The organism is Devosia sp. P2_G7 (assembly GCF_056403495.1).
This window is the reverse complement of sequence record NZ_JBFUFI010000001.1, coordinates 55899-73343: the sequence shown is the minus strand read 5'-3', so window position 1 is coordinate 73343 and position 17445 is coordinate 55899. Positions and strand designations below refer to the sequence as shown.

Genomic DNA, 17445 nt, shown 5'->3' with positions numbered 1-17445 from the left:
GTGCTGATGTTTTGATCTCCCTCCCCATTCTTAGGGGGAGGGGACAGGGGTGGGGGTCGGCTAGCTCCGGGTCAGCCGGCCTAGAACCCCAGCTCCCGCCGAACATCCTCCGGCGTCCGGCCCGCCTCGCGAAGGCTCCGCAGCGATGTGGAGCCTTTCGATTTTGCGAGCTTCTTGCCCTCGTCGTCGAGGATCAGCTTGTGGAAGGTGTAGATCGGCGAGCGCAGTCCGAGCAGCATCTGCAGCAGCACGTGGATATCGGTCGAGGCCTCCATATCGCGGCCTCGGGTGACATGGGTGACGCCCTGCGCGTCGTCGTCGATCACCACGCTCAGGTGATAGCTGGTCGGGGTGCCCTTGCGCTGCAGCACGACATCGCCCCAGCGCTCGGGCCGGGCGTAGCGGATCTGCGGGCGATCGATCGGGGTCGGCGCGGCGACGGTGTAGGGCAGGATGCCGGTTAGCGCCATTGCCTCGTCGGTCTTCAGCCGCCATTGCACCTCGCGGCCCTCGGCGAAGCGCTGGCTGACCTCGTCGTGCGACAGGTGCCGGCAGGTGCCCGGATAGAGCGGCGCGCCGTCGGGGTCGACGCCGGCCGACACGGCGGCCATCTCCGTGCGTGAGCAGAAGCAGGGGTAGAGCAGGTCGCGGCGCTTCAGGCGGTCGGCCTGGGCCGCGTACTCATCGAAGCGCTCGGACTGGCGCATCACCGGCGTTTCCCACTCGAGGCCGAGCCAATGCAGGTCCTCGAAGATCGCGGCGGTGAATTCCGGCTTGCTTCGGGTTATGTCGGTGTCTTCGATGCGGACGAGAAACCGGCCACCGAGGTTCTCGGCCCATAGCGCCGTGAACAGCGCCGAATAGGCGTGCCCCAGATGCAGCAAACCGTTGGGGCTGGGGGCGAAGCGGAGGACGGGTTTGAGCATGGCAAAGTGCTAGCACGTAAGGATATTTCTTTGACAGACCGTCTCGATACGCCGGAGGCATTGCAGCGCAACCTCGGCGCCCTCATCCAGCTCGATCCTCGCCTTGCCGCCATTGCCGACAGGGCTGGGTCGTTCGAGATTCGCCGCTCGCCCGGCGGCTTCGAGGGGCTGGCGCGGATCGTCACCGGACAGCAGGTGTCGACTGCCAGCGCCGATGCGATCTGGTCGCGGTTCGCGCTGCTTGAGGGGGCGCTCGATCCGGTGGGGTATCTAAAGCTCAGCGAGGAGGCGGTTCGAGGCGCGGGGCAATCCGGTGGCAAGTATCGGACACTGCGGGGGTTGGCGGAGGCGATCGCCGCGGGCAGCGTCGACTTCGCGCATCTGGCCGAGCTGCCGGCCGACGACGCCATAGCCGCGCTCACCAAGCTCAAGGGCATCGGGCCGTGGACCGCCGAGATCTACCTGATGTTCTCGGCTGCCCACCCGGACATCTTTCCGGCCGGTGACGTGGCCTTGCAGCGGGCGGCGGAGTGGGCGTTCGGGCTTGACGGCAAGCCGCCGGTGAAGGACTTGATCGACATGGCGCGGCGCTGGTCGCCGCACCGCTCCACTGCCGCATTGCTGTTGTGGCGCTACTACCGCGCCGTGCGGAACAAGGAAGGATTGTCGATCTGATGGCCAAGCTCTCCGGCCCGATGCTGCCGCCAAAGAGCGGTGGCGCCCCCAAGCAGGCGGTGATCCTGCTGCACGGCTATGGCGCCGATGGCAGCGACCTGATCGGGCTCGGCCATCACTGGGGCCCGCTGCTGCCGGATGCGCTGTTCATCGCGCCGAACGCGCCGACGCCGTGCGCCGGCAACCCGTTCGGCTTCGAGTGGTTTCCACTCAGCGTCGATCGCATCGCCGGCCGCATCGAGGGCGCGAAGAACGCCGCGCCTGTCATCATCGAGTTCCTTACCGACCTTTGGACGCAAACCGACATCAAGCCCGCCGACACATTCCTCATCGGCTTCTCGCAGGGGGCGATGATGGCGCTGCATATCGGCACGGCGTTGCCGCAGCCGGTTCGCGGTATCGTGTCGTTCTCCGGGGCGTTCGTTCCGGCCGAGAGCTTTCCCGCTGCCGACAAGCCGCCGGTGGCGCTGATCCATGGCGACATCGACCAGGTGGTCGATCCGGCGCTCAGCCGGCAGGCGGCGACCGAACTGACGGCGGCGGGCTACGATGTCGGGCTCCACATTTCGGCCGGCACGGCGCATGGAATTGCCCCCGACGGGCTGGATTTCGCCACGTCCTTCATGCTCGCGCAAAGCACCTGAATCGACTGATCGAATCGCGCTTCACAGCGCTGTCACAGTCGGCATAGAATATTGCTGATCATGACTGGCCGCGATTCCCGATCAGGGGGCGACAAGTGACGGTACATGTGTCGCTTGAGAATAGCCCCGCTCTGGTGCTGAATGCCGATTACAGGCCACTCAGCTACTATCCCTTGTCGCTTTGGTCCTGGCAGGACGCGGTCAAGGCGATCTTTCTTGATCGTGTCCACGTCGTCTCCAACTATGACCGGGTGATCAAGTCTCCGAGCTTCGAGATGCTGCTGCCCAGCGTCGTCTCGCTCAAGGACTACGTGCGCCCGGCGCGGCACCCCGCGTTCACCCGCTTCAACGTTTTCCTGCGCGACAAATTCCAATGCCAGTATTGCGGCACGCGCGATGACCTAACCTTCGACCACGTGATCCCGCGCTCGAAGGGCGGCCGCACGACCTGGGAGAACGTGGTCGCCGCCTGTGCGCCGTGCAACTTGCGCAAGGCCAACAGGCTGCCGCGCGAGATCAAGATGTTCCCGATGCAGGAGCCGTTCCAGCCGACCGTGCACGACCTGCACAATAACGGCCGCGCCTTCCCGCCCAACCACCTGCACCAGAGTTGGCTGGACTATCTCTACTGGGACATCGAGCTGGAGCCGTAAGGCTCAGGCGGCCTTCCGGCCCTTCGACAGCATTGCGCCGACCAGCATGGCGATTACCGCCACGAGGATCAACGCGTTGTAGCCGGCAAGGGTAATGCCGAACATGCTGAACTGGATCTTGTCGCAGGGGACGACCTTGGCGGCGTTGATGTTCGTCAGGTCCGAGAAGCTGACGTCGACGCCGGTGCCGGTGCAGGCTGTGGGGCCGGGCCAGAAGCCGTATTCCACGCCGGCATGGTAGGTCGCCATGTAGAGGCCCCAGCCGAGGACGGCAATGACGATGCCCATCGCGGTGTAGAAGACCACCCGCGGCAAGCGGTGCCACAGGATAAGGATCAGCGCCAGCAGCGGCAGGCCCCAATAGTAGGCGAGGCGCTGCTCGAGGCAGAGCTCGCACGGGACAAGCCCGCCGAACAGCTGCGAGCCCCAGGCGCCGGCGATGGTGGCGAGCGCGAGGACGAAGGCGATCGTCGCCAGAAGGCGTGGACGATCCTGAGTGAGGCTAGTGGTCACGATGACGCTCCGGTGCGGATGCGCGCCATATTCTGGGGAGCGCGCCGCAAGTCAACTTAAGCCGGGTCACGAGATCGTCACTCACGTTTCAGTCCCCTGCCGGGCCCTTGAGGCCGAGCGTGGCCATCACCGCACGGGCGTTGTCCGGGGCGTGCTCCTTGTCGGTCGAAACGAAGAACGCGAACACGTCGCGCGGCGGGGGGCTTGCCTCGGCGCCGGTCACGTAGGAACCGTCGGCGACCGGCTTGCCCTCGGACCACGCCTTGAGCCAGCCGGCCCGGGTATCGCGCTCGGCGAGCGAATAGCTCTCTTTCCCCGGTGCGCCCTGCAGGCGCGCGTAGGAGAAGTCGGCGGTCTGGTCGATATAGGGCCAGTCCTCGGTGTCGGCGACGACGAGCGCGACGTTGTGGGCACGCAATTGCGCGATGAACCGCGGATCGGCGAAGCTCTTGTGCCGCACCTCGATCGCGTGGCGTACCTTGCCGATGCCGGTGGCATCGAGGAAGGGTGGGTTCTTCAGCCCATCGGCCTTGGCAGCCAGCGCCAGCAGTGCGTCCGGGCTACGAGGCAGGAGCGCGAGGAACGCCTCCATGCGCGCCGCGTCGTAGGTAACGTTGCCCGGCAGTTGCCAGCAGAACGGTCCAAGCTTTGCGCCAAGCGCCATCACGCCCGAGGCGAAGAAGTTGGCCAGCGGCTGCTCGACGTCCTTCAGCCGCTTGATGTGGGTCACCAACTGGTGGCCTTTGACGCTGAACATGAAGCTGTCAGGGGTCTGGCCGGCCCAGTTCTCGAAGCTCGCGGCTTTCTGGTGCGAATAGAAGGTGGCGTTGATCTCGATGTTGCCCAGGCGCGCGCTCGAATATGCGAGCTCGTCCTTCTGCTTCAGGCCGTCTGGATAAAAGCTCTTGCGCCACGGCTCGAACACCCAACCGGCGGTGCCGAGCCTGATCGTTCCAGCCATCGAATCCTCCGTGACAAAGTGATCGCCACTCTGCGTCGCCCCCGATTGTCAGTCCAGAGCGGCCGGCCCTAGTGTACGCGCCGAGCGTACAAACCGAGGGACATGAAATGGGTCGGATACTTCTACTGGCGGGCATGGTGATGGCATTTGCAGGCCCGGCCCTGGCGCAGGATATCGGCGGCAACTACGCGGTCGAGGGCACCAATCTCAACGGCTCGAGCTATGGCGGCACCGCGAAGATCGTCCTCACTAGTGACACGACCTGCGAGATCTACTGGACCACAGGTCCGTCGACGTCGCAGGGCATCTGCATGCGCAACGGCAACGCGTTCTCGGCCGGTTATGTCATGGGCGAGGCGATCGGGCTGGTGATCTACCAGGTGATGGATGACGGCTCGATGCAGGGGCTGTGGACCATTGCCGGGCAGCCCTGCACAGGCACCGAGAACCTGACGCCGCAATAGCCAGCGGAGCGGCGGCTCACGTCAGAAAAGATGATTGGTGCCCCCGGTCGGACTCGAACCGACAAGCCTCGCGGCGGCGGATTTTGAGTCCGCTGCGTCTACCAATTCCACCACAGGGGCAACGGCATGCCCGTACCATTGTGCCGTTTGCCGTGCAACCCTCAGGCTTCGACAGCCGCAAGCATCCGGCCGAGCATTGCAGGACCTGCTGTCGCGTCAGACGATTGGTGGGACGTAGGGATAGTCGTCGGCGCGGCGGGGTGGGCGGGGTTCGGCTTCGTCGAAGCCGGTCCAGCCTTCGGCTTCCAGCGCCTGGCGCTCGATTGAGGGATCGACGCCTTCGGCGTAGCGCAGGATCGCGGCGGCCGGGCCGGCGTGGGCTTCGTCGACGCGGGCGCTGACGATGGCGCCCCCGCGCTTGACGTTTTCGGCCAATACGTGGGCTTCGGTCTCCGAGACACCGGCGCTGGTCAGCGCGCCGACGAGGCCGCCGGTCGCGGCTCCAACCCCAGCGCCGGCGATGGCGCCGACGGCGGTGGCGAACAGCCAGCCGGCGGCGACCACGGGGCCGAGGCCGGGAATGGCGATGATGCCGAGGCCGGCGAGCAGGCCGCCGGCTGCGCCGAGTCCGGCGCCGACTTCGGCGCCGGTGGTGGCGCCTTCGCCGACGTCGTCCGGTTCATAGTCGGGCGGGGTGTTGGCGACAAAGCTGATGTCGGTGTGGGAGATGCCGGCTTCGTGCAGGGCATGCACGGCGGCGGCGGCGTGCTCGTAGCTGTCGAACTGTCCGATGATCGTGTGCATGTGACCTCCTTGTTGTCGCTACAACGAGCAAGAAGGCTTGGCGTTCCTCAGCCGCCCAATGCGAGCCGAGCGAGGAATACCGCGCCCACCCCCGCCACCATGGCGACGAAGAGGCTGCGGCTGAGCACATAGGCCACGAGCGTCACTGCTGCGGCGATGCCCTCGGCGGGGCCGCCGCCGGCAATGGCGGGCGCCACGAGTGAGGCCAGCACGGCGGCCGGGATGTGCTTCATCCAGCTCGCGACGAAGCCGGTGCGGGGCAGGCGGTCAGCCAGCAGCAGTCCACCGGCGCGGATCGCGAAGGTCACCGCCGTCATCCCCAGAATGGTGATCAGGGCCTCAAGCGAGATCGACATTGGTCCTGCCTTTGCGTGTTTCAACGATCGCGCCCGCGAGGCTGCCGAGCAGGCCGCCGATGATGATGTACCAGTTGCCCGGGATCAGTTTCGCCGAGACGATGGCGGCGAGCGCGGCCACCAGCCAGGGGATCAGATCGCCCTTGCCCTTCCACATGCCGAGCAGCAGCGCGAGAAAGGTGGCAGTGAAGGCGAAATCGAGCCCGTACTTCGTCGGGTCGTCGATGACAGAGCCGAGGAGGCGGCCGGCCAGCGTCGAGCCGACCCAGGCGATCCACGAGCAGAAGCCCGAACCGATCAGGAAGGCCACCGAACCGCGTCCCTTAGCGACCTCGCCCATGGTCATGGCCCAGTTCTCGTCGGCAACCAGATAGACCGAGAAGATGGCGCGGAGCGGCGAGAAATGGGTGGTCAGCGGTCGCAGCGTTGCCGTCATCAGCAGCATGCGGAGATTGACGATAGCGGTGGTGATGACGATGGCGAGGATGGGCAGATTGCCGGGCGTCCAACTATCGAGGGCGACGAACTGGCTGGCGCCGGCGAACACCAGCCCGCTCATCAGCAGTACCTCGAGCACGCTCATTCCCGCCTGGCCGGCGAGCACGCCCCACACCACGCCATAGGCGGCGATGGAGATGGCAACAGGAAAGAACATGCGGACGCCGAGCCAGAAGTGCGCGGGTCCGCTGTGGGGGGCGGGTGCATGCATGAGCGGAAACTACCTCAGATCGAGCGCTGCGCGCGATGACATCTGGTGATTGTCTCCATTTATCGCGGTGATGCCGGTTAGAGCGCGCGGGTCATGCCGCCATCGACGAGGAGGCTCTGGCCGGTGACGTAGGACGCGTCGTCGGAGAGGAGGAAGGCCACGACCTTGGCCAGTTCCTGTAGCTCGCCGTAGCGGCCGACGGGGATCTTCTGGCGGCGTGCTTCGACGGTGTCGTAGTTGTCGAGAAAGCCGGGCAGCACGGCGTTCATGCGGATGCCGTTGGGGCCGTAGCGGTCGGCGTAGAGCTTGGTCCAAGTCTGGAGGGCGGGCCGTAAAGCAGACGACATGGGCATCGCGAGGTCGGGAGATTTGCCGGCAAAGCTCGAAATGTTCACCGCTGAGCCATGGTTATTTGCCAGGAAGTGAGGGGTCACGAGGCGCATCAGGCGGACCGGGTTGAGGACGATCATATCGAAGCCGTCCTGCCAGGCATCGTCGGCCATGGTGCCGATGTCGCCGGTCGGGACGTGGCCGGCATTGTTCACCACGGCGTCGATACGGCCGTGGGTGTCGAGCGTGGTGGTGACGAGGCGCTCGATGTCCGCGGGCTCGGTGAGCGAGCCGCGGACTGCGGTGGCGGAGAGTTCGGCCGCAACAGCTTCGACCTGCTCGGAACGGGCGAACAGTACCAGCTCGTAGTTGCGGGACGCGAGCTCGCGGGCGATGGCGGCGCCGATGCCCTGGCCGGCTCCGGTGACGATGGCGACGGGTTTGATCATGGGCGGCACGCTACACGAGGCGCAGCACTTCGGTGATGAGAGTTGTTGATCGCATCTATTCGCCCTGGTGATCGGGGACCAGCGCGGCGATGACGCGCCGGGTGCTGGCCGGCTTGAAGCGCCCGGGCGTTGACCGGCAGGCGGGGCGGGTCTAGACAATCGCCCGTGCGTTCATACCCCATCGTGCTCCGACCCGCCTGCATCTTCAGCTGAGATGTGAAGTGGCCCGCCTCGCGACCCGGTCGACAGACCGGCCGCTGGTCATTTGGGGCCCAACGCCGTCGCATACTTTGTGGGTTTCGGAGTTAATTCGATGAACAATCTCTCTAGGCCGCTCTGGCAGCGGTTCCTCGTCTTCCTCGTTCCGCTGATGGCCAGCAACATCCTGCAGTCGCTGTCGGGGACGATCAACAACATCTATATCGGGCAGATGATCGGGGTGGAGGCGCTGGCCGCCGTCTCGGTGTTCTTCCCGATCATGATCTTCCTCATCTCGTTCGTGATCGGGCTCGCCTCGGGCGCCTCGATCCTGATCGGGCAGGCGTGGGGCGCCAAGAATATCCTCAAGATCAAGGAAGTGACGGGCACGACGCTGACCGTCGGCTTCCTGATGGGGCTCGTCGTCGCGGTGTTCGGCGGGTTCTTCGCGCAGAACCTGATGGAGCTGCTGGGCGCGCCGGCCGATATCGTGGCGCAGGCGACCGCCTATGGCCGGATCGTGCTCATCGGCATGCCGGGTTTCTTCATCTTCCTCCTCATCACCTCGATGCTGCGAGGTGTCGGGGACACGGTGACGCCACTGCTGACGCTGATCTTTTCGATCGGCGTGGGGCTGGTGGTGACGCCGGCGCTGATCCAGGGCTGGTTCGGCCTGCCGCAGATCGGCGTCCTGGCGGCTGCGGTGGCGTTCATCGCCGGCTTCGTCGTGGTGCTGATCTTCCTCTACTTCTACCTCAATGCCCGGAAGAGCCCGATGGCGCCGGACGCCGAGCTGTTCCGGCACCTGAAGGTGGATTTCAAGCTCCTGGGGCTGATCCTCAAGCTCGGCATTCCTGCCGGCGTCTCCATGGTGGTGTCGTCGATGTCGGCCATTGTCATCGTCGGCATCATCAACCGCTTCGGCTCCAGCGCCACGGCGGCCTATGGCGCGGTCAACCAGGTGATGAGCTATGTGCAGTTCCCGGCCATGTCGATCGGCATCGCCGCCTCGATCTTCGCCGCACAGGCGATCGGGGCGCGGCGCTTCGACGACGTGGAGAAGGTGACGCGCACGGCGTTGCTGATGAACCTCATCGTCACCGGCGCGCTGGTGCTGATTGCGTACCTGTTCTCGCAGCATCTGGTGCGGCTGTTCATCACCGACGAGGAAGTAGTGCAGGTTGCCGAGCGGCTGCTGCATATTGTGCTGTGGAGCTGCCTCGTCTTCGGCTGGGGCTCGGTGTTCTCGGCAGTGATGCGCGCCTCGGGCGACGTGTGGATCCCGATGGCGCTGTCGCTGGCGGCGATCATCCTCGTCGAGGTGCCGGCGGCGCTGACGCTCAGCCACTTCTTCGGGCTCGATGGCGTGTGGTGGGGCTATTGCCTCAGCTTCACGGCGCTGCTCACTTTCCAGGCCACCTACTATTTCGGCTGGTGGCGGAAAAAGGAAATCACGGCGCTGGTCTAGCCACATTCATGCCCCTTGACTTAGAGCGCGCTCGAACTCCTAGCCTTGGGCGCGTCGTGGCAAGGAAGGCATCATGAAGATCGGTGAACTGGCCAAGCGTTCGGGACTTACGGCTCATACGATCCGCTACTATGAGCGGATCGGATTGCTGCCCTACGCTGACCGCAACCAATCGAGGCAACGCGACTACGACGCGTCGATCCTCACCTGGATCGAGTTTCTCGGCCGCCTGAAGGCGACCGGGATGCCGATCCGGGACATGCTGCACTATGCAGGCCTCCGCGAGCGCGGCGCGCCTACGGAAACGGAGCGCCGCGAGATGCTGGAAACGCATCGCGAGCGCGTCCGCGCCCGCCTCGTGGAACTCACCGATTGCCTTGCCGTCCTCGACACCAAGATCGCCGGCTATGCGGGCACGACCAAGAGGATGAAGGAATATGACGCAGTACTCCCAGAGCGCCGAGAACGGCCTACAACTACGCGCCGGGCAAGCGCCGGGCGGTGACAGTGGAGCCATCGACATGAAGTCGCGAAAACTCGGCCCGCATCTCACCGTCTCGGCTGTAGGGCTCGGCTGCATGGGGATGAGCCATGCCTATGGCGGGCAGGATGAGGCCGACGCGATCCGCACGCTGCACCGAGCGGTGGAACTTGGCGTGACGTTCTTCGATACGGCCGAGGTCTATGGCCCGTACGAGAACGAGATCCTTGTCGGCAAGGCGCTGAAGCCATTTGGGGACAAGGTGGTGATCGCCACCAAGTTCGGCTTCCGCATCGACCCGGCCAAGACCGGTACGGATGCCATGGCGGGGGTCGATGGGCGGCCCGAGCATGCGCGTGAAGTGGCCGAAGCCTCGTTGAAGCGGCTCGGGGTCGAGGCGATCGACCTGTTCTACCTCCACCGCCTCGACCCGCAGGTGCCGATCGAGGACACGGTCGGCGCCATGGCGGAGCTGGTCCGTGAGGGCAAGGTGCGGGCGCTGGGCCTGTCGGAGGTGGGTGCCGATATCATCCGCCGGGCGCATGCCGTCCATCCTATCTCGGCGCTGCAGAGCGAATACTCGCTGTGGACCCGCGATCCGGAGGGCGACATTCTCGACGCCTGCCGTGAGCTTGGGATCGGCTTCGTGCCGTTCAGCCCGCTCGGTCGCGGCTTCCTCACCGGCAAGATCCAGAAGCCGGAGGATTTCGGCGACGGCGATTTCCGGCGCACACTGCCCCGCTTCAGCGAAGAGAACATGGCCACCAATGCCGCGCTGGTGAAGGTGCTGGAGGAGATGGCGGCGGACAAGGGTGTGACGGCGGCTCAGCTGGCGCTCGCCTGGGTCATCGGCCAAGGCGATTTCATCGTCCCCATCCCCGGCGCGCGGCGGATCGCGCATCTCGAGCAGAACGTCGCTGCGGCCGGCATCGTGCTGTCGGCGGATGAGCTCAGGACGCTGGGTGAACTGCTGTCGCCGGAGAAGTTCGCCGGCAAGCGATATGGCGATAGCGGCGCGTGGGTGGCCAAACGGTAGGCTAGGGCGCGGGCCGGGCCAGCACGTCCCAGGCGGCCATGGCGCCGTCGATGACACGATCGAGGGCGGCGCCACCGGCGCCGTCTCGCGCCTGGAGGGCCAGGCCGTTCAGTACCGTGGTGTAGAACTGCGCCATGCCATCGGCATCGGCGCCCTCCGGCACATCGCCATCGATCATGCCCTTCCTGATCCGCGCTGCGAACGAGCCCGTCGAGGCGTTGCGCAGCATCGCCAGGTGCGCCCGCACTTCGGCATTCTGCGGCGGGCCGACTGCGGCCGCGAGCACGATCATGCAGCCACTGGGGATACTGGGATCGGCGTAGGTCTCGGCGTTGCTGCGCAGCAGGGACTCAATCGCGCCACGTGCCGTGGGCACGTCGCCGAGGGTCGGCCCGTAGGTTCGCATGTAAAGGTCGAGCGCCTCGTAGAACAGTTGCTCCTTGTGCCCGAAAGCGGCGTAGAGGCTCGGCTTGCCGATGCCCAGCGCCTCGGCCAGGTCGCCGACCGAGGTGCCCTCATAGCCGCGCTCCCAGAACAGGCGCATCGCCTGGTCCAGGGCGGCATCTCGATCGAACTCGCGGGGGCGGCCTGCCAAAATCGGGTTTCCGGATGATTGTCTACCGATCAGTATAAAATTCTTGACGCTGCATCGCAACCGTCATAGCCAATTGTGTACCGATCGGTAGAAAATGGAGATCCGATATGACTGACCTCGAACTGTCCGGCCGCGTGGCCCTCGTTACCGGCGGCAGCCGCGGCATCGGCGCGGCGACTGTGCTGGCGCTGGCCAAACAGGGCGCCGACGTCGCCTTCACTTTCCAGCGCAACGGCGAGAAGGCCGGCGAGATCGAGCAGCAGGTGACCGCGCTCGGCCGACGTGTGCTCGCGATGCAGGTCGATTCGGCCGATCCGGACGCGGTGATCGCCGCGGTGGAGCGCACCGTCGAGGCATTCGGGCGGATCGACATTCTCGTCAACAATGCCGGCACCGGCACAGGCGGGCCGTTCGGCGATGTCACGGTCGAGACCTTCGACCGGCTGTTCGCGATTCACGCCCGCGCCCCGTTCTTCGCCGCGCAGGCGGCGGCAAAGCACATGGGGGCGGGCGGGCGGATCATCTCGATCGGCACCAACATGGCGAGCCGCGTCGCCGGTCCGGGGCTCAGCCTCTATGTCGCCAGCAAATCGGCGCTGGGCGGCATGACGCGGGCGCTGGCGCGCGAGCTGGGCCCGCAGGGGATCACCGTCAACACTGTCGATCCGGGCTCGACCGACACCGACATGAACCCGGCCGATGGCCCGATGGCGCCGTCGCAGATGGGGCTCAATGCGCTCGGTCGCTTCGGGGTCGTCGAGGATATCGCCGCAGCAGTGGTGCATCTTGCCGGCCCGGGTGGGCGAAGCATCACCGGGACGTCGATCCTCGTCGACAGCGGCTTCAACGCTTAGCGGTTCGCCCCCAGCGTTCGAGCCAATCGACTGCGAACGCCACGATCTCATCGGCGGGGACGAGCACCGAGCTTGCCTCGCCGATCTTGCCGCGCTTGCCACGGCCGGTGGCCAAGAACTCCACGACGATTCCGGCGAAGTAGTCTTCGGCCAAGCCGTAGGGCGGCTCGGAGGTGTCGAACTCTTCGAACCAGCGCCAGACTTTCTCGCCATCGACGAGGATCGGCGCCTCGTAGCGAAGGATGCGCTTGTTGGGGAAATCGGCCAGGTGCTCGGCGTGGTGCAGCAGCGTCATGGTGTCGAGCGGCGCGCCGAGCATTAGCACCTTGCCCTTGGCCTCGACCAGTTTGCCTAGCGGCGACCGCGGGCCATAGCCATAGTCGAGCGCGTGGTCGGCAGTGAACCATTCGGCCTCGCCGCCGATCGCCGCCATTGAAGCGCCGGGGCTCGCGCTGCGCAGCGCGCCTGGCGTGGTGCGGATCAGTTCAGGCCAGAAGCCGTTGTCGCGGATCGAGCGTGAGCGCAACGGATCGAATGCCGGGATATGCTCGCGCATCGCCGGATCGTCGCGGATCTCGTCCTCGAGTTGCCAGTCGGCATAGCCGAGTACGGTCCCGGCAGGCCCGATGACGTCCCGCATCGCGTCGAGGATATCGTCGGGGCCGCCCACGATCTTGCCGACTTTGCGCAACGCGGCGTGCACGAGCACAGCGTCGCCATCGGCGAGGCCGATGGCTCTCAGGTCCTCAGCGAGGCTCGAACGGGTCGAGACCCGGCTGCTCACCTAGCGGCGCCGGCGTAGCGCCGCTCCGGCGGGAGCTGCTCGGTGGCGCCTTCATGTATCGCGTCATATTCGTGGCGGGCGCTCTGCACCTCGCCCTGGTGCTCGGCCGCCCAGTTCCACAGCGCGTCGAGCGGCTCGGTGAGGGTGCGGCCGAGATTGGTCAGCTGATATTCGACGCGCGGCGGGATCTCCGGGAACACCGTGCGGGTGACGAGGCCGTCGCGCTCGAGATTGCGCAACGTCAGGGTCAGCATGCGCTGCGAAATGCCGCCGATGGCATGGCGCAACTCGTTGAAACGCATGGTCTTGCGCGTCAAGTAGCCGACAATCATGACGCTCCACTTGTCGCCGATGCGATTGAGGATATCGCCCATGGCGTTGCAGGTTTCGACTTTTTCCGGGGAACCGAGGGCCATCGGAGTGCCTTCCAGTTGAAATTGTTGGTTACCAATATAGACGCAGTTACCGTTTGTGCCTAGGGGTAGGCCCGGATGTAGCCTAGTGCGGGAGAAGCGTATGTCGTCACGGATCGAAACCCTGGCCGATGAACTGACGCTGGAGGAGCAGGTGAGCCTGCTCTCGGGCGAAGATTTCTGGTCGCTGCCGGCAATTGAGCGGCTGGGCATCGGCAAGCTGCGGGTCACCGACGGGCCGAACGGCGCCCGCGGTGGCGGTTCGCTGATCGGCGGGGTGAAATCGGCGGCGTTCCCGGTGGGGATCGCGCTTGGCGCCAGCTGGAATGTACGGCTGCTCAATGAGATCGGCACTGCGCTGGCCGATGAAGTGAAGTCGAAGGGCGCGCACGTCAGCCTCGCGCCGACGGTGAACCTCCATCGCTCGGTCAGCAACGGGCGCAATTTCGAGTGCTACTCGGAAGATCCGATCCTCACCGCCAGCCTTGCGGTCGGCTATATCGAGGGCCTGCAGGGGCAGGGCGTGTCGGCAACGATCAAGCACTTCGTCGGCAACGAATCCGAGATCGAGCGCACCACGATCAGTTCCGAGATCGACGAGCGGGCGTTGCGCGAACTCTACCTCGTGCCGTTCGAGTGGGCGGTGAAGAAGGCCGGAACCTGGGGCATCATGAGCTCGTACAACAAGCTCAACGGCACCTACACCAGCGAGAACCCGTGGCTGCTCGACCAGGTGCTGCGCAAGGAGTGGCACTACGACGGCATCGTGATGTCGGACTGGTTCGGCTCGCACTCGACCGCCCCGACGGTCAATGCCGGGCTCAACCTCGAGATGCCTGGCCCGGCGCGCGATCGCGGGGCGAAGCTGGTGGCTGCGGTGGAAGCGGGCGAGGTATCTCGCGAGACGTTGCGGAGCCGCGTGCTCGATATTCTCAGGCTGATGGAGCGCACGGGTGCGCTCGACGATCACAGCGAATGGGTAGAACGGGCCGACGATCGCGCCGAGCATCGGGCGCTGATCCGGCGCGCCGGTGCCGAGGGCGCGGTGCTGCTGAAGAACGAACGCGACGTGCTGCCGCTGACCGGCGAGGGCAAGATCGCGGTGATCGGGCCCAATGCCAAGGTGGCGCAGATCATGGGCGGCGGCAGCGCGCAGCTCAACCCGCACTACCGGGTGTCGCCATGGGACGGACTGGTCGCGGCGATGGGCGAGGATCGCCTGAGCTACGCCGCGGGCGCGGGTAACAACCGCTTCGAGCCGCTCCTTCGCGGGGCGCTCGCGGTCGACTACTTCGCCAGCGAGGACCTGAGCGGCACGGCGGTGTTTTCCGAGACGCTGGAGGAGGCCCAGACCTTCTGGATTGGCCGGGTGGCCGACGGCAAGGTCGATCCGCTGCATTTCTCGGCGCGGCTGACGGGGACGTTCACGCCCGAGGCCAGCGGCGAGCATCGCGTCGGCATCTACAGCGCCGGGTTCTCGCGCGTCTTCGTCGACGGCAAACTGGTGGCCGATGCATGGACCAACTGGAGCAAGGGCCGCACCTTCTTCGAAGAGGGCTGCGACGAGGTGGTGGGCACCATCCGGCTCGAAGCCGGCCGTTCCTATGATGTGGTGATCGAGTTTGCCGCCAAGGCTTTCGCGACGCTGGGGCTTGCCGCCTTCGCCGCGGGCATCGGTTTGCCGCTTGGGGACGAGGCCATTGCTGAAGCCGTCGCCGCGGCGCGCGATGCCGAAACGGCGCTGGTGTTCGTCGGCCGCAATGGCGAGTGGGACACCGAGGGCAGCGATCTCGGCTCCATCGTGTTGCCGGGCCGGCAGGATGAACTGATCGCGGCGGTGGCGGCGGTGAACCCGCGCACGGTGGTGGTGCTGCAGACCGGCGGGCCGGTCGAGATGCCATGGCTTGGCGACATCGCAGCGGTGCTCGAGGCCTGGTATCCGGGGCAGGAGGCGGGCAATGCCATCGCCGATGTGCTGACCGGCGCTGCAGAGCCCGGTGGCCGGCTGCCGCAGAGCTTCCCGGTCAAGTGGGCGGACAATCCGACCAACTCGCAGGATCGCGAGATCTATCCCGGCCTCGACGGCAAGGTGCGTTACGAGGAAGGCGTGTTCATCGGCTATCGTCATTACGACCGCCACGGCATCGCGCCGCTGTTCCCGTTTGGGTTCGGGCTGGGGTACACGAGCTTCGCGGTGTCGGATCTGGAAGTGGATGCGAGCCGGTTTGAGGCCGCCGGCAAGGTGAGCGTCTCGGTGACGGTGACGAACACCGGCCGCCGTGCCGGCTCGGAGGTGGTACAGGTCTATGTGTCGGCGCCCGACGCGTCGGTGCCGCGGCCGGAGAAGGAACTGAAGGCGTTCGAGAAGGTGCACCTCGGCCCCGGCGAGCGGCAGCGGGTGACGCTGGAACTCGATGACCGGGCCTTCGCGTACTATCGGACCGAGGCGCAGCACTGGCTGGTCGAGCCGGGGCGGTACGTGGTTCGGGTGGCGCGGAACGCTGGAGATGCGGGGCTGTCGGCAGAGGTCGTGCGGCAGGACAGGATGTTGCTGCCTGTGTGATCGACGCAACGGTGGCGTGGGCCGACCCCCACCCCTGTCCCCTCCCCCTAAGAATGGGGAGGGAGATTCTCACACTGATATCGAGACTATCGTCTCCCTCCCCCTGTTGAGGGGGAGGGGACAGGGGTGGGGGTCGGTTCGCGCCAGCCCCCGGTTCCCTCACGCCGCCTTGCCATACTGTGCGGCGTGCATGCCGACATAGTATTGCAGGTTGTCGTCCGCCAATCCCAACCCGTCCATCACCGCGACCATGAAGCTCACCGGCGACACGCCCGCCGCGGTTACCACCTTGCCGTCGCTCACCGCCGCCGGGGTGTCGCGGTACAGCGCCTTGCCCTTGTAGCCGGTGGCATCGAGATAGCCGTCGCCGTTGCTGGTGTGGCGGATGTGGTCGAGCAGCCCGGCCTTGGCGCCGGCCACCGTGCCGTCGCAGATCAGCCCGATCAGCTTGCCCTCAGCCTTGGCGGCAGTGAGCAGCGGCGCCATATCCGGAGCCTCGGGCGTCTGCCAGATCGCGCCGCCGCAGACGATGATCGCGTCGTAGTCGGCCACGTCGACCGCCTCGAGCGCCAGTTGCGGGTTGACCGTCATGTTGCCCGATGAGGTCACGGGCTTGCCGCCGGGGGTCGCGTACTTGGTTTCCACCTTGTAGAAGCTGTGCGCCACGGCGTTGAGCAGCGTGGTCTCCCAATCGGCGAAGCCTTCGGTGAGGATGGTCAAGATGGTGGTCATGTCGTCTCTCCTTGTTCGATGCGAGAAGGCTAACGCCACGCGGCACCGGTTTTTGTCAGCAGCGGTCGGAAACTGAATGGCTAAGCGGTCCGAACGGTTGCTCAACCTGATGCAGGCGCTGCGCCGCCGGCGCCGTCCGGTGACGGGCGCGGTGCTGGCCGAGGAGATGGGCGTGTCGCTGCGCTCGGTCTATCGCGACATCGAGACGCTGAAGTCGATGGGCGCGGCGATCGACGGCGAGGCCGGAGTGGGCTTCCAGCTCCGCGCCGAGCACTTCCTGCCGCCGCTGATGTTCACCGACGAGGAGGTCGAAGCGCTGGTGCTTGGCCTGCGTGGGTTGATCTACGGTCCCGACAGCGAGATGGCGGCGACGGCGCGTGATGCCTCAAGTAAGATCGAGGCGGTGCTGCCGCCCACCAAGCGCGACGAGATGCTGTCGGTCGGGCTGTTCGTCATTCCACCGCGCGAGGTGGACGAGGCCAACCCGCTGGCGCGCCTGCGCCGGGCCCTGCGCGAGGAGAAGCAGGTCTGGCTCGGCTATCGCGACAAGAGCGGCGCGACCAGCGAGCGCACGGTCTATCCAGTGGCGCTGGGCTACTTCGAAGGGCACCAGACGCTGGTCGCCTGGTGCACACTGCGCAATGACTTCCGCAACTTTCGCGTCGACGGCATGACGGCGCTCGAACTCCTCGACGCCGGACTACCGGAACCGCGCCGAACCCTGTTCCATCGCTGGTCCAGCGCCCGAAATCTGCCGGATTTGACCTAGATGGGAAGCCGCCTTGCTTCAAAATCATTTGAGCAGCAGCCGGCGGCAGTTGAGCGGCGCAGAGCGCG

General features: G+C 66.0%; 21 protein-coding genes and 1 tRNA gene. 10 read left to right on the top strand and 12 right to left on the bottom strand.

Annotated features, from left to right (window positions below; translation table 11 throughout):
• Positions 1-80: 80 nt before the first annotated feature.
• Positions 81-926, bottom strand: a complete 846-nt coding sequence (gene gluQRS, locus AC1DWU_RS00425) for a tRNA glutamyl-Q(34) synthetase GluQRS (protein WP_477147977.1) — start codon at positions 924-926, stop codon at positions 81-83.
• A 30-nt stretch (positions 927-956) separates the two neighbouring features.
• Between gluQRS and AC1DWU_RS00420 the strand changes: the two genes are divergently transcribed.
• The 3 genes from AC1DWU_RS00420 (at position 957) to AC1DWU_RS00410 (ending at position 2898) form a co-directional block, all read left to right on the top strand.
• Complete coding sequence (locus AC1DWU_RS00420) at positions 957-1601, top strand: DNA-3-methyladenine glycosylase family protein (protein ID WP_477147976.1); 645 nt, start codon at positions 957-959, stop codon at positions 1599-1601.
• Positions 1601-2245, top strand: a complete 645-nt coding sequence (locus AC1DWU_RS00415; protein WP_477147975.1) for an alpha/beta hydrolase — start codon at positions 1601-1603, stop codon at positions 2243-2245. The genes AC1DWU_RS00420 and AC1DWU_RS00415 overlap by 1 nt, the downstream gene beginning before the upstream one ends.
• A gap of 95 nt (positions 2246-2340) precedes the next feature.
• Positions 2341-2898, top strand: a complete 558-nt coding sequence (locus tag AC1DWU_RS00410) for an HNH endonuclease (protein ID WP_477147974.1) — start codon at positions 2341-2343, stop codon at positions 2896-2898.
• Positions 2899-2901: 3 nt separating this feature from the next.
• On the opposite strand, the gene AC1DWU_RS00405 is transcribed toward AC1DWU_RS00410, so the two are convergent.
• Positions 2902-3411 carry a disulfide bond formation protein B gene (locus tag AC1DWU_RS00405; RefSeq protein ID WP_477147973.1) on the bottom strand — a complete coding sequence of 170 codons (510 nt, stop codon included), beginning with the start codon at positions 3409-3411 and terminating at the stop codon, positions 2902-2904.
• Between the two features lie 88 nt (positions 3412-3499).
• On the bottom strand, positions 3500-4372 hold the full coding sequence (locus AC1DWU_RS00400; RefSeq protein WP_477147972.1) for a DUF72 domain-containing protein: 873 nt from the start codon (positions 4370-4372) through the stop codon (positions 3500-3502).
• 107 nt (positions 4373-4479) lie between these two features.
• Here AC1DWU_RS00400 and AC1DWU_RS00395 point away from each other — a divergent pair, with 107 nt between their 5' ends.
• Positions 4480-4836: a hypothetical protein gene (locus AC1DWU_RS00395; protein WP_477147971.1), complete on the top strand. Its 357-nt coding sequence runs from the start codon at positions 4480-4482 to the stop codon at positions 4834-4836.
• Between the two features lie 35 nt (positions 4837-4871).
• On the opposite strand, the gene AC1DWU_RS00390 is transcribed toward AC1DWU_RS00395, so the two are convergent.
• The 5 genes from AC1DWU_RS00390 to AC1DWU_RS00370 all read right to left on the bottom strand — a co-directional run bounded on the left by AC1DWU_RS00390 (position 4872) and on the right by AC1DWU_RS00370 (position 7484).
• Positions 4872-4956: transfer RNA gene (locus AC1DWU_RS00390), tRNA-Leu, on the bottom strand.
• A 96-nt stretch (positions 4957-5052) separates the two neighbouring features.
• Positions 5053-5640: a hypothetical protein gene (locus tag AC1DWU_RS00385; protein WP_477147970.1), complete on the bottom strand. Its 588-nt coding sequence runs from the start codon at positions 5638-5640 to the stop codon at positions 5053-5055.
• Positions 5641-5687: 47 nt separating this feature from the next.
• Positions 5688-5996: an AzlD family protein gene (locus AC1DWU_RS00380; protein WP_477147969.1), complete on the bottom strand. Its 309-nt coding sequence runs from the start codon at positions 5994-5996 to the stop codon at positions 5688-5690.
• Positions 5980-6651 (bottom strand): AzlC family ABC transporter permease, encoded by a 672-nt coding sequence (locus AC1DWU_RS00375; protein WP_477147968.1) that lies wholly within the window; start codon positions 6649-6651, stop codon positions 5980-5982. Before AC1DWU_RS00375 ends, AC1DWU_RS00380 begins: the two co-directional genes overlap by 17 nt.
• Before the next feature lie 131 nt (positions 6652-6782).
• On the bottom strand, positions 6783-7484 hold the full coding sequence (locus tag AC1DWU_RS00370) for an SDR family oxidoreductase (RefSeq protein WP_477147967.1): 702 nt from the start codon (positions 7482-7484) through the stop codon (positions 6783-6785).
• Between the two features lie 313 nt (positions 7485-7797).
• On the opposite strand from AC1DWU_RS00370, the gene AC1DWU_RS00365 reads away from it, so the two are divergent.
• The 3 genes from AC1DWU_RS00365 to AC1DWU_RS00355 all read left to right on the top strand — a co-directional run bounded on the left by AC1DWU_RS00365 (position 7798) and on the right by AC1DWU_RS00355 (position 10667).
• Positions 7798-9150, top strand: coding sequence for an MATE family efflux transporter (locus AC1DWU_RS00365; RefSeq protein WP_477147966.1), 1353 nt, complete (start codon positions 7798-7800; stop codon positions 9148-9150).
• A gap of 73 nt (positions 9151-9223) precedes the next feature.
• Positions 9224-9655: a MerR family transcriptional regulator gene (locus AC1DWU_RS00360; RefSeq protein WP_477147965.1), complete on the top strand. Its 432-nt coding sequence runs from the start codon at positions 9224-9226 to the stop codon at positions 9653-9655.
• Positions 9656-9671: 16 nt separating this feature from the next.
• Entirely contained in the window at positions 9672-10667 is a 996-nt protein-coding gene (locus AC1DWU_RS00355; protein ID WP_477148494.1) for an aldo/keto reductase, read from the top strand.
• 1 nt (position 10668) lies between these two features.
• Here AC1DWU_RS00355 and AC1DWU_RS00350 read toward each other — a convergent pair whose 3' ends face one another.
• Positions 10669-11262, bottom strand: a complete 594-nt coding sequence (locus AC1DWU_RS00350) for a TetR/AcrR family transcriptional regulator (protein ID WP_477147964.1) — start codon at positions 11260-11262, stop codon at positions 10669-10671.
• A gap of 107 nt (positions 11263-11369) precedes the next feature.
• On the opposite strand from AC1DWU_RS00350, the gene AC1DWU_RS00345 reads away from it, so the two are divergent.
• Positions 11370-12116 carry an SDR family NAD(P)-dependent oxidoreductase gene (locus AC1DWU_RS00345; RefSeq protein ID WP_477147963.1) on the top strand — a complete coding sequence of 249 codons (747 nt, stop codon included), beginning with the start codon at positions 11370-11372 and terminating at the stop codon, positions 12114-12116.
• On the opposite strand, the gene aac(3) is transcribed toward AC1DWU_RS00345, so the two are convergent.
• Complete coding sequence (gene aac(3) / locus AC1DWU_RS00340; protein WP_477147962.1) at positions 12106-12900, bottom strand: aminoglycoside 3-N-acetyltransferase; 795 nt, start codon at positions 12898-12900, stop codon at positions 12106-12108. The genes AC1DWU_RS00345 and aac(3) overlap by 11 nt on opposite strands.
• Complete coding sequence (locus AC1DWU_RS00335) at positions 12897-13316, bottom strand: winged helix-turn-helix transcriptional regulator (RefSeq protein WP_477147961.1); 420 nt, start codon at positions 13314-13316, stop codon at positions 12897-12899. The genes aac(3) and AC1DWU_RS00335 overlap by 4 nt, the downstream gene beginning before the upstream one ends.
• Before the next feature lie 100 nt (positions 13317-13416).
• Between AC1DWU_RS00335 and AC1DWU_RS00330 the strand changes: the two genes are divergently transcribed.
• The gene (locus AC1DWU_RS00330) at positions 13417-15876 is read left to right on the top strand and encodes a beta-glucosidase H (protein ID WP_477147960.1); all 2460 of its coding nucleotides are present in this window, start codon (positions 13417-13419) and stop codon (positions 15874-15876) included.
• Between the two features lie 159 nt (positions 15877-16035).
• Here the strand turns inward: AC1DWU_RS00330 and AC1DWU_RS00325 are convergent, their stop codons facing one another.
• Positions 16036-16608 carry a DJ-1/PfpI family protein gene (locus tag AC1DWU_RS00325; RefSeq protein WP_477147959.1) on the bottom strand — a complete coding sequence of 191 codons (573 nt, stop codon included), beginning with the start codon at positions 16606-16608 and terminating at the stop codon, positions 16036-16038.
• A 76-nt stretch (positions 16609-16684) separates the two neighbouring features.
• On the opposite strand from AC1DWU_RS00325, the gene AC1DWU_RS00320 reads away from it, so the two are divergent.
• A complete protein-coding gene (locus AC1DWU_RS00320; protein ID WP_477147958.1) occupies positions 16685-17377 on the top strand; it encodes a helix-turn-helix transcriptional regulator in 693 nt (230 codons plus the stop codon).
• Positions 17378-17445: the final 68 nt, after the last annotated feature.